The organism is Lysobacter sp. Root690, from assembly GCF_001427785.1.
Taxonomy (GTDB): Bacteria; Pseudomonadota; Gammaproteobacteria; order Xanthomonadales; family Xanthomonadaceae; genus Lysobacter.
The window spans coordinates 257,118-268,316 of sequence record NZ_LMHM01000012.1 but is presented as its reverse complement, the minus strand read 5'-3'; the positions used below and the strand labels follow the sequence as shown (position 1 = coordinate 268,316).

General features: G+C 63.6%; 7 protein-coding genes. 3 read left to right on the top strand and 4 right to left on the bottom strand.

The window, feature by feature from the left end:
- Positions 1 to 616: 616 nt before the first annotated feature.
- From ASD86_RS08995 to ASD86_RS08985, 3 genes are all read left to right on the top strand, one after another.
- A complete protein-coding gene (locus ASD86_RS08995) occupies positions 617 to 1,819 on the top strand; it encodes an MFS transporter (protein ID WP_056109593.1) in 1,203 nt (400 codons plus the stop codon).
- A 30-nt stretch (positions 1,820 to 1,849) separates the two neighbouring features.
- Positions 1,850 to 2,653: a 2,5-didehydrogluconate reductase DkgB gene (gene dkgB / locus ASD86_RS08990; protein WP_056109591.1), complete on the top strand. Its 804-nt coding sequence runs from the start codon at positions 1,850 to 1,852 to the stop codon at positions 2,651 to 2,653.
- Between the two features lie 263 nt (positions 2,654 to 2,916).
- On the top strand, positions 2,917 to 4,017 hold the full coding sequence (locus tag ASD86_RS08985; RefSeq protein WP_056109589.1) for an alkene reductase: 1,101 nt from the start codon (positions 2,917 to 2,919) through the stop codon (positions 4,015 to 4,017).
- Positions 4,018 to 4,068: 51 nt separating this feature from the next.
- Here the strand turns inward: ASD86_RS08985 and ASD86_RS08980 are convergent, their stop codons facing one another.
- The 4 genes from ASD86_RS08980 to mnmE form a co-directional block, all read right to left on the bottom strand.
- Entirely contained in the window at positions 4,069 to 7,149 is a 3,081-nt protein-coding gene (locus ASD86_RS08980) for a DEAD/DEAH box helicase family protein (RefSeq protein WP_056110651.1), read from the bottom strand.
- Positions 7,150 to 7,165: 16 nt separating this feature from the next.
- The gene (locus ASD86_RS08975) at positions 7,166 to 8,980 is read right to left on the bottom strand and encodes a site-specific DNA-methyltransferase (protein WP_235567707.1); all 1,815 of its coding nucleotides are present in this window, start codon (positions 8,978 to 8,980) and stop codon (positions 7,166 to 7,168) included.
- A 108-nt stretch (positions 8,981 to 9,088) separates the two neighbouring features.
- Positions 9,089 to 9,424 (bottom strand): hypothetical protein, encoded by a 336-nt coding sequence (locus ASD86_RS08970; RefSeq protein WP_056109585.1) that lies wholly within the window; start codon positions 9,422 to 9,424, stop codon positions 9,089 to 9,091.
- 194 nt (positions 9,425 to 9,618) lie between these two features.
- Positions 9,619 to 10,986: a tRNA uridine-5-carboxymethylaminomethyl(34) synthesis GTPase MnmE gene (mnmE, locus tag ASD86_RS08965; protein WP_056109583.1), complete on the bottom strand. Its 1,368-nt coding sequence runs from the start codon at positions 10,984 to 10,986 to the stop codon at positions 9,619 to 9,621.
- Positions 10,987 to 11,199: the final 213 nt, after the last annotated feature.

Below are 11,199 nucleotides of genomic sequence, written 5' to 3'. Positions count from 1 at the left end.
CCCGCCGCTTTAGTGGCGGAAGCTTTTGATCCTGCTTGCAGCTTTGAAAGCTTCAAAGCCTTGAAGCTCTAGAGCCTTTGAAGCAAAGACAACATCAACAGCTTTCGTCCGCAAGCAGCCGAGTTACTTTCTTTTGTCTAAAGCAACAAAAGAAAGGTAACCAAAGAAAAGTGCTTTGTTGTGAATCAAGGGCCCGCAAGTGCGGTGCTGACGCGGGCACGCGCCACACGGGACATCCTTGTCCCGGTGGCGCGCGACGCGCATCCCTGCGCGTCGCCCTTCGGGTGTGCTTTTGCTAACGCGAGTTACGAGCGTCGCAGCGCGGGTGGTGAAACTCGACATCCGGCGCGAGCTAAAGCAGAGCAAAAGAAAGCGACAGCGACAATTTTCGATTGCACAGCAATCCAAACATGGATTTCCGGCTGGTCGGCGACGAAGCCGAAGTTATCCCCAAGCCGCTCGCCGCATCGACAAGCCGGCGATGCCCATGGCCAGGCAAAAGCTTGACCAACTTCATCAACTATTGATTTCAGATCAAAAGTAATTCACCCAAAACCCCATTTTTCAGCAAAGGCCGTCCGCCCAAACTGCGCATCCCATCCACCGGATGCCCCCCATGCCCCTCGCCCTCCTGGCCCTGACCCTCGGCGCCTTCGCCATCGGCACCACCGAGTTCGTCATCGTCGGCCTGATCCCCACCATCGCCACCGACCTCGGCGTCGACCTGCCCTCGGCCGGGCTGCTGGTCAGCCTGTACGCCCTCGGCGTCGCCATCGGCGCGCCGCTGCTGACCGCGCTGACCGGACGCGTGCCGCGCAAGACCCTGCTGGTCGGCCTGATGGCGCTGTTCACCGTCGGCAACCTGGTCGCCTGGCTCGCGCCGGGCTACGCCACCTTGATCGTCGCGCGCATCCTCACCGGCCTCGCCCACGGCGTGTTCTTCTCGGTCGGCTCGATCATCGCCACCAGCCTGGTGCCGAAGGACAAGGCCGCCAGCGCCATCGCGACCATGTTCAGCGGCATGACCGTGGCGTTCGTCACCGGCATCCCGATGGGCACGTTCATCGGTCAGCACTTCGGTTGGCGCACGACCTTCCTGGTGGTCGCCGCGTTCGGCCTGATCGCGATGTTCGGCAGCGCCTTGTTCGTGCCCAAGAAGATCGCCCACACCACGCCGGCGCCGTTGCTCAAGCAGGCCGCGGTGCTGCTGCAACCGCGCTTGCTGCTGGTCTATGCGATGACCGCGGTCGGTTACGGCGGCTCGTTGATCGCCTTCACCTATCTCGCACCGATCCTGCAGGACATCGCCGGTTTCAGCCCGAACATGGTCAGCCTGGTGCTGCTCGCCTATGGCGTGTCGGTCGCGTTCGGCAACGTGTGGGGCGGCAAACTCGCCGACCGCCACGGCCCGATCAAGGCACTGAAGACGATCTTCCTGCTGCTGGCCGCGATGCTGTTCGTGCTGAGCTTCACCGCGCACAGCCCGTGGTTGGTGGTACTCACTGCACTGGCCTGGGGCGCGGTCGCGTTCGGCAACGTGCCGGGCCTGCAGGTGTACGTGGTCAAGCAGGCCGAGCATTACTCGCCGCAGGCGGTGGATGTCGCCGCCGGTTTCAACATCGCCGCGTTCAATCTCGGCGTCGCCGGCGGCTCCTGGGCCGGTGGCTTGGTCGTCACTCACCTCGGCCTGGGCCACACCCCGTGGGTCGGCGCGCTGGTGGTGCTCGGCGCGTTCGGCCTGACCGCGTTGAGCGGCTGGCTCGATCGTCGCGACGGCCTGCCCGATCGCGCCAGCGGCGGCGCCGTTGTCGCGCACTGATTACTTTTCCATCACTTGAGGATTTCCCCCATGAACCTTCCCGCATTCGGCCTCGGCACATTTCGTCTCAAAGATCAGGTCGTCATCGACTCGGTGCGCAACGGCCTGGAACTGGGCTATCGCGTGATCGACACCGCGCAGATCTACGGCAACGAAGCGCAAGTCGGCCAGGCTATCGCCGACAGCGGCGTGGCCCGCGACGAACTTTTCATCACCACCAAGATCTGGGTCGACAATCTGTCCAAGGACAAATTGATTCCCAGCCTGCGCGAGAGCCTGAGCAAGCTGCGCACCGATCGGGTCGACCTGACCTTGATCCACTGGCCGTCGCCGGGCGACGCGGTGTCGGTGCATGAATTCATGACCGCGCTGGCCGACGCCAAGACGCAGGGACTGACCCGCGCGATCGGCGTTTCCAACTTCAACATAGACTTGATGCAACGCGCGATCGATGTCGTCGGTGTTGATGCGATCGCAACCAATCAAGTCGAACTGCATCCGTACCTGCAGAACCGCAAGCTCGCCGAATTCGCAAGCAGCCAGGGCATCGCGCTGACTTCGTACATGACCCTGGCCTACGGCAAGGTGCTCAGCGATCCGGTCATCGTCGAGATCGCGCGCAAGCACGACGCGACGCCGGCGCAGGTCGCGTTGGCCTGGGCGATGCAGCTGGGCTACGCGGTGATCCCGTCCTCGACCAAGCGCGAAAACCTGGCGAGCAACCTGCTGGCCACCTCGCTGCGCCTGAGCGACGACGACATGGCGCGCATCGCCACGCTCGATCGCGGCGAGCGACTGACCGATCCCGACAGCCTCGCGCCTGCGTGGGATTGATCGTGGCGTAATGCCGCCGGTTACGAGCGCGGCTATCTGAAACCCCGCGGTCGCGGCTCGCGCCGCTCCCACATGGCCTACCTGTAGGAGCGACGCAAGTCGCGACCGCGAATCCTCACCGACGTCGCCAGCGGCCGACCGCACACGATCCCAGCACCCCGCGATTCTTGCCCGCACAGAAAAGATCGTTTGCTCAACACCCTGTTTTTCATCCGCACCCGCATCCCCACACTTATCCCCACCCCGAATCACCGAGACCCGCCATGCTGTTCACCTCCCACCGCCTGGGCGACTTTGACACCCGCAACCGCATCGTCATGCCGCCGATGACCCGCTCGCGCGCCGGCCGCGGCGATGTCGCCACCGAGCTGATGGCGCAGTACTACGCGCAACGCGCCGGCGCCGGTCTGATCATCAGCGAAGGCACCCAGATCAGTCGCCAGGGCCAGGGCTATGCGTGGACGCCCGGCATCTACAGCGCCGAGCAGATCGCCGGCTGGCGCAAGGTCACCGACGCGGTGCACGCGCAGGGCGGCCGCATGTTCGCCCAGCTGTGGCATGTCGGCCGCGTCTCGCACGTCGCCTTGCAGGACGGCGGCGCCGCGCCGGTGTCGTCGTCGCCGTTGACCGCGATCGGCGTGAAAGTGTTCGTCGATGTCGAAGGCCGCGGACCCGAGGCCGGTGTCGGCGAAATGGTCCAGCACTCCGCGCCGCGCGCGCTCACGGTCGAGGAAATCGCCGGCATCGTCGCCGACTTCGCCCAGGCCGCGCGCAACGCGCTCGACGCCGGTTTCGACGGCGTCGAGCTGCACGGCGCGAATGGCTATCTGATCAATCAGTTCATCGACTCGCAAGCCAACGCGCGCAGCGACGAATACGGCGGCTCGCTGCCCAATCGCCTGCGTTTCCTGCGCGAAGTCGCGCAAGCGGTGTTCGACGTGGTCGGACCCGGCCGCCTCGGCGTGCGCCTGGCGCCGTTGACCACCTTGCAAGGCGCGGTCGATGACACGCCGCAAGCGACCTACCTGGCCGCGGCGAAAGTACTCGACGATATCGGCGCGGCCTATATCCACATCGCCGAAGCCGATTGGGACGACGCGCCCGGCATGCCCGACGCGTTTCGCGAAGCGCTACGCATCGTGTTTGGCGGCAGCCTGATCTATTCCGGCCGCTACACCCGGCAACGCGCCGAGGAAGCGCTGAGCAAGGGCTGGGCCGACCTGATCGGTTTCGGCCGACCGTTCATCGCCAATCCGGATCTGCCGTATCGGCTCGAGCACGACTTACCGCTCAACGAAGGCGATCGCGCGCGCTATTTCGGCGGCGGCGCGCAGGGTTATACCGACTACCCGCGCGCGGCGTGATCGCAGCGCGCGCGATTCAACCGTGGTCGCGGCCAGGCCGCGCCCGCGGCGCTATGACTTCACGATCTCCATCAATTTTCCGAAGCCGTCCACGACGTCGTACCTGACCTCTTCATCGGCGTAGCGCCGATTCATATCGTCGAAAAATTTCCGCGCACATCTGGTTTTCGTCTTCTCGACCGCCCGTAGTTCCATCGACGACATCGAACCCTTGGTTTCGGCGACGAAGTAGATGTGCTTGACGCTGCCTTCCTTGAACGCGATCGCCCAGTCGGGGTTGTAGTCGCCGACCGGCGTGGGGATCGAAAATCCCCGAGGCAGTTTGGCGTAAACCACCACGTCGGTGGCGGTGTCCAGTTCCTTCACGAACTCGCGCTCCACCATCGAATCCGTCAGCGCGTAGTCGTAGATGTGTTTGTCGAGCTTATCGCCGGCCTTGCTGAAATCCTGCTTGCTCTGTCTGGAGGTAAAAATATCCAGATCGAACTTATCCTCGACCGGATCGTAAGTCAGGTGCTCGACGATGACCGTGGCTTTTTGTTCGTTGATAAGCCGGATCGCTTCGGCGATGAAGCTCTCCGGATTGCTCTTGTACTGGGCGAACACCGCGGCGTTCACGCCGGTCAGGATCGCAGCAACCGTGCGCCGGGTGAGCTGAGTGGCGTCGGCAACCTGTCCGATCAAGTCGTAAGCCACCTGCGAATGCGCCGAGCGCCTGTCGTATTCGACTTCGGTCTCCATGACCCTGAAGCCGGCGCCGCGCTTGAGCGTGTCCAGTTCGATCCGGCTCAGCTGTTCGCCTTTCTGGATCGTGTACCGCAGCGGCGCGACCCGCAGCCCCTCGTCTTTGTCGTTGAGCGCGGCGACGGCCTTGCCGATAAGTTCGTCGGAATCGAAATCGACGCTGTAAGCGGCCTTGCGGTTGATGCGCTGCCACAGCGCCTTGAACTCGCGCTTGTCGAAGTTCGCGTTCAGCGGATTGGTCTTGGATCGGCGATCATCGCCGATGTCGGGTAGCTGGCCATCGCTGAAGATGGTGTCGATCAGCCTGAAGACCTGTTCGGCATGCGGCTGCAACTCCGCCGGCAACGGCGCCAGTGATCCGAGCTTGCTGGCCTGGCGATAGGCATCGGTGATGCGGTCCGCATCGTCGGTGTAATCGTTCTTGACCAGGTAGCGGTAGATCTGCTTCGCCAGCTGCGATGAAACCTCGAGATCGCCACCGGACGTGCGCAACACCTTGCCCGTGAAATAGTCTTCGCTCGCCTGCCTCGGTCGGGCCGACAACGAGCCGCTGATGTCCTTTTGCAAGGCGGCGACGAAGTCCTTGTAGCTTTCGCCGGCCACCACCGTCAGCACGTTCACCTCATGCACGGTGGCCGGATGGTCCATGCGATCGCCGTTCTGGTCGACCGACAGACGCAGCCCGCGTCCGACCTCCTGCCGGCGCGAGATGGTGTGATCGCTGTGCTTGAGCGCGCAGATGACAAACACGTTCGGATTGTCCCAGCCTTCGCGCAGCGCCGAATGCGAGAAGATGAAGCGCACCGGTTCGTCCAGCGACAGCAGCCGTTCCTTGCGCTTGAGGATCAGATCGTAGGCGTCCGCGTCGCTGGACAGGCCGGCGTTCTCGCCGCGCTTTTCCACGTCGGGATCGACCATGCGCCTGGTTTTTTTGTCGATCGAAAAATAGCCGCTGTGGGTATCTTCCGGCGCGATGGCCTTCAGGTAACGCGTGTACGGGGTTTCCTCCAGGTCGAGCATCTCGTTCAGATACTGTCGATACTCGTCCTCGAATACTCGCGCGTACTCGCCCTTTTCGTCCTCGGCGGAATAGTCGCGGTACTTGGCCACCTCATCGATGAAGAACAGGCTCAGCACTTTCACGCCCTGATGGAACAGCGCCTGCTCCTTGTCGAAATGCGCCTTGATGGCTTCGCGGATCTGGATGCGGCGCAACAGGATCTCGTCGACATCGCCCATCGCTTCGCCGACCGCCAGTTCCACGCCGTTGGCGAAGCTCACGGTGTCGGCATTGGCGTCGATTTCGTCGACCACCAAGCCGCGGTACTGCTCCAGCGCGTTGGAAAATTTCGCCGACAGCAGATTGTCGCCCTTGCTCAGTTTCCTCACCACGCGCCCGATCGTGCCATCGGCGCGTCGGTGCTCGAGTTCTATCCGCGCCAACGGCGGCTTTTCGCTGGAGATCTCGATGGACTGCAGATACAGGTAGGCGTTCGCACCGGCCAATCCCTTCACCGAGATGCCGCGCACCGCGATCTTCTTGACCAGCTTGAGTTGATACGCGTCCAGCGCGTCGAGGCGATGGATCTTGTTATGCACGGTCTTGTGCGTGGCCGAATAACGCAGAACCGCCAAGGGCTTGAAGTTGCCCAGCGAATCAAGCGTCTTGCCGCCTTCCATCTTTTGCGGCTCGTCGAGGATCATGATCGGACGCACCGCGCTGATCACGTCGATGGGACGGCGCGAGCCGAAATCGTCCAGCTCTTCGTAGATCCGGCGCGCATCCTTGGCGGTGACGTTGAACGCTTGCGCGTTGATCACCATCACGTTGATGCCGGCGTCCGAGCAGAAGCTCTCCAGGTGATGGAGCTGCTTGGAGTTGTAGATGAAGAACCGCGCCTTCTTGTGATACGTCTCGAGGAAATGCTCGGCGGTGATCTGCAACGACTGGGCGACGCCCTCGCGGATCGCGATGCTCGGCACCACGATGATGAACTTGCTCCAGCCGTAGCGCCGGTTGAGCTCGAACAAGGTCTTGATGTAGCAGTAGGTCTTGCCGGTGCCGGTCTCCATCTCGATGTCGAGATTGACCTGCGCGACCTTGGTCTGGACCAAGCGATCGGACACGTCCAGATTCTTCCGGCGCTGCACCTGGCGGATGTTGTCCAGCAGTTCGCTATGCGAGAGCGCCAGTTCGGCGTTGCGGCAGTCGGCTTGGTAATCGCCGAGCGGCAACGTCGCTTGCTGACCATCGGGCCGGCCCGATGGCGCCGCCGGATATTCGCGATGACGAAGCGTTTCCCGCGGCGCGGGCTGTCCCCGGAAACAGTCCACCACCGCTTCCACGGCCTGCGTCTGATAGTCCTGGGTCTTGAATTTGAGCTTCATGGCTTCGCGCATCCGCTCAGATGCATCGCACTTCGGTCGTCGGCGACAGCAGCTTGAACAGCTGCTCGACGTTGATCTTGGCCGCGCTGTCCTTGAAGCCGGCATCGCGGAACACCGCGCGCCGCGGCTTGTGCGTCGTCAGCTCCTTGACGAAGGCCTCGTCGATGCCGCCGTCGGCGTCGAAGCAGGCGGCCAACGCGGCGCCGTCGACGAAGAACACGGTTTTTTCCCGGATCACCGCGCGCCGAATCGGCAAGCCCAGCTCCAGGCCCCAGTCGACCAGCACCTGAAACAGCAGATCGTCGGCGCCGCGATCGGGCTTCACGTTATCGACGCTGTCGAGCAGATCCTGCTGCGCCATCTGATCGGGACGATGGTGGACCGGCTTCATGTTGGAGCTGTCGATCTTCAAGACTCGAAAGCCGACGTCGCGATTCCAGTCCGGATGGCAATCGCCCTGTAGGACCTTCGCACCGGAGCGCCTGATCCGCTCCTTCGACAACTGCGCGATATCGCCGAATCCTTCCTTGAACGCATCCGAATCGGGATCCAGGACTTCGGGAAGCTGGACCAGAATCACGCGGCGATTGCCGCCGTCTTCAGCGTTGCATTCGAACATCGCCTGCGCGGTCGTCGCCGATCCGGCGAAAAAATCCAGCACCAGGCCATCCTTCGGCATGCCCTGGGTCATCAGCGCCTTGATCAGCTCGACCGGCTTGGGAAAGGAAAACAGTTTCGCGTCGAACAGTTCCTTGAGCGCCTTGGTGGCCGAACTGTTCATCGGCGCCACCAGCGTGCTCTGGCCGGCGTTGCTGCCGGGCCGCTCGATCCACGACGACACCGGCAGCGTCGACTTGATCGCTTCGGACGCGAATCGCTTGAGCATCGGCGTGCCGCTGGCGCTCTTGGGAAAGATGACTTTTCCTTCGGCGATCTTCCGGGCCATGGTGTGGCGGCTGTACGGCCAGTAGCGGCCCTTGGGCGGATAGAACTCGTTGCCCGTGTCCGGATCAGTGATCGGGTAATGGGTGTCGCCACCGGGCTTGCCGGCGCTCAGATTGTCGGAGATCCACGGCCCGCGCGGGTCGTTGTCGGGATTGGTGTATTTCTCGAAGGTGCGCTCCACGCCTTTGAGCACGGCCTGCGACTTTGAATAGATCAAAACGTATTCGTGGTCTTCGCTGAGGTTGGTCACCGCGTCCATCGCGCCGCTGCGTCGCTTCCAGACGAAGCAGCCGAGGAAATTGTCGCGGCCGAAGATTTCCTCGCAGACTTTCTGCAGGTTGGCCCGTTCGTTGTCGTCGATCGAGATGAATATCAGCCCGCCGTCGCGCAGTAATTGCCGCGCGATGCGCAGCCGCGGATAGATCATCGACAACCAGTCGGAGTGGAAGCGACCGTTGCTCGGCGCGTTATGCACCAGCCGTTCGCCGAGCTCGTTGGTGTAGCCGCTCTTGCGCTTGAAGTCGGTCGCGGCCGACTTGAAGCTGTCCTTGTAGATAAGATCGCTGCCGGTGTTGTACGGCGGATCGATGTAGATCATGTCGATCTTGCCCAGGTAACCCTCGCGCATCAGTTTCAACGCGTCGAGATTGTCGCCTTCGATAAACAGATTTCCGGTCGTGCCGAAATCCAGGCTTTCGCTTTCGTACGGACGCAACGCCGCGTCGACCGAGGCATTGGACAGCGCGAGGGCTTCGCGTTTTCCGGGCCAGTCGAGTTGGTAACGCTCCTGCGGTCCTTCCACGGCGCGATCGCCGAGCAGCTGGCGCAACTTGTCGAAATCGAGGCTGCGGCGCGAGCGCCCGTCTTCGCCCCGGGTTTCGGTCATTAGCTCCGGGAACCTTTCGGCGAGGCGTTCGACCAGATCACGCGATGCGTCGTCGGGGGGCGTGCTCAACTTTTCTATCGCCATGATTCACCAGCCGCGCCGCGGAGTTCAGTTGTCGCCGAGTCGGTAGCCCGCTGCGACCAGGGCCCAGAAGAATGCTTGATTGTTGACACGGTATTTCAGGTGACCTCGGTACGGCCGCTGGCCCTGTTCGACCTCTATCTTCAGCGCCGCGAACTCGTCCAGAAGGTCGTGCTCGCTGTTGAAGTAGATGCGGTACTCGCCGCCCCATTTATTCGGTTGATGCTGGTAGTTCGGCCCTGATTCCGGCGTGTGTCCGGTCCTTTCCGCGTACTCGCTCTCGAAAGCCGTGGCGACGTCCGGGTTGATCTCGACTTCCAACAGCACGTCGCTGACGTTGTTCTTGAAAAATTCCACATCCATTATTGCATTCCTTGCATCGATGGTTCGGTTGTATGGTTTGGTCCGCTGCCTCGCTCGGGTCGCTTGTGCGGGCAGACTCGCCGGCGGTATCGAGTGCTGGGATTCCGCATCGGTCGCACTGTTGCTTCCGGCATCGGCCGCATCGCGACCGTGTCTCATCGAGCTCGGTCAAACGCAGTATGTGGCCGTTCGTGTCATTTGCCGATGCAGAAGCTCGAAAAAATATGCCCGAGCAGATCGTCGGCGCGCACGCGGCCGGTGATTTCGCCCAAGGCGTCGTGGGTCTGACGCAGGGCCTCGGCCGCGAGGTCCAGCATCTCGTGATCGAGCTGCGCGCGCGCGTCGTCGAGTTCGGCGCGCGCGCGCAACAGCGCATCGACATGGCGCGCGCGCGCGGTGAACGCACCTTCGCTGGCGTCGGCCGCGTCGCCCTGCGCCAAGGCGCGCAAACGCGCGTGCAGGCGATCGAGCCCGGCGCCGCTGCGCGCGGAGACGAATACGCGGTCTTCGCCGCCGATGTCTGCAGGCGTGGGCGAACCGTAGTCGGATTCGATCAAGTCGATTTTGTTGTAGACGTACAAGCAAGCCGGCACGCCGGCGATCGCGTCGGCGACCGAGGCCAGGCCGCTGTCGGGATCGCGCGCATCCAGCACCACGATGGCGAGATCGGCGCGAACCAGTTCGCCGCGCGCGCGCCGCATGCCTTCGCGTTCGATCGCGTCGCCGCCGTCGCGCAAGCCAGCGGTGTCGACCAGGGTCAGTTCGACGCCGTCGAGTTTGACCGTTTCGTGCAGCAGGTCGCGGGTGGTGCCGGCAATGTCGGTGACGATGGCGCGGTCGCTGCCGGCAAGCGCGTTCAACAACGAACTCTTGCCGGCGTTGGGCGGGCCGACGATCACCGCGTGCAGGCCGTCGCGCAGGCGACGGCCGCGTTCGGCGGCGGCGAGCAGATCGTCGAGCGCGCTCGAAGCCGCGGCGAAGCGCGCGCGCAACGCGGCGCCGCCAAGGGTGTCGAGCGATTCGTCGGCGAAATCGATCGCCGCTTCGACGTGGACGCGGATCGCCAATACATCGTCGGCGAGTGCTTCGACCCGACGCGAGAATTCGCCGTCGAGCGCGCGACGCGCGGCGCGCGCGGCGCGCGCATCGCCGGCCGCGATCAGGTCGGCGACCGCTTCGGCCTGGGCGAGATCCAGACGGCCTTCGAGAAAGGCGCGTTCGCTGAATTCGCCGGGTCGCGCGCGACGCGCGCCCAACGCGCACACGCGCGCGAGCAATTCCTCCAGCAGCGCCGGACCGCCGTGCGCCTGCAGTTCGACCACGTCCTCGCCGGTGTAGCTGGCCGGCGCGGCGAAGTACAGGGCGATGCCGTCGTCGAGGGTTTCGCCCTGGGCGTCGCGGAAATGCACGTAGTGGGCGTAGCGCGGTTGCAGTTCGCGCGCGGCGATGGCCTGGGCGATCGCGAGCGCGCGCGAACCCGACACGCGGACGATGCCGACGCCGCCGGCGCCCGGGGCGGTGGCGATCGCGGCGATGGTGTCGCGGGCGGGGGGGGTGGTCATGGGCGCGATGATAAATCCCAGGGACGGGAGCGTGCGTGTTCGTCGGGTGCTGCGAGCAAATCCCAGTCCGGCTGTTTCTTGCTCGTCATCCCCGCGAAGGCGGGGATCCAGAGACTTCGGAGTCATGCTTCGGTGGAGCCCTGGATCCCCGCCTTCGCGGGGATGACGGCTTGTGAGGACACGGGTCAAACAGACCAGGGTCGATGCGACTTA